We start from the raw sequence: 711 nt of genomic DNA on the forward strand, positions 1-711 counted from the left end.
AAGTCTCTGAAGCGGATCCACCGAGGGTTCAAAGGACTCCAGGACACCTTGGAAGCATCATTTATTTAAGTTAGATACATATTATCTGTACGAAGGCATTTCATTTACACAAGATTCTTGACGCTACCATATCGAAGAGCAACAAAAAATTGGTGTCTTCTTCAAACAGCTGGATAGCACCATTACTCTTCATCAGCGTAAGTTAGCTAAGCTTAAGAAACTTAAACAGGGCTATTTGCAGAAATTGTTCCCCAGAAATGGTAGCAAGTTCCCGCAATTAAAATTTGCAGGGTTTGCTGACGCTTGGGAACAGCGTAATTTTGGTGAGCTGTACAAAAAGAACCTTGAGCGAAATAAAGATCAGTTCAGTTCGGACAGAACAATTTCAATTGCGACTATGCGTTTTAAGAAAGAAGGTAATGGGGCGGCTGAAGACTCTCTAGTATCTTATAAAGTTCTGCGGGAAGGCGATATTGCTTTTGAAGGTCATACCAGTAAGCGATTTGCGTTTGGCCGATTTGTGTTGAATGACATTGGAGATGGCATTATGTCACCGCGTTTCACGACATTACGTCCAACTCAGGATATGCCTATAAAATTCTGGAAACAGTATATTCACTATGAACGACGAATTGTCAAATCAAGCGCAACTTTGTCCCGAAGAAAACTTCAAATGGACTCTTCCAGCCTAAGACCTTACGTGGTCGGTGA

General features: G+C 41.4%; 1 pseudogene. It reads left to right on the forward strand.

Annotation, left to right across the window (positions count from 1 at the left end):
- Positions 1–235: 235 nt before the first annotated feature.
- Positions 236–711, forward strand: a pseudogene (locus tag ACOV1R_RS16075) (hypothetical protein); the annotation flags it as partial.

Origin of the sequence: Lactiplantibacillus sp. YT640 (genome assembly GCF_049745435.1) — a bacterium.
GTDB lineage: Bacteria > Bacillota > Bacilli > Lactobacillales > Lactobacillaceae > Lactiplantibacillus > Lactiplantibacillus plantarum.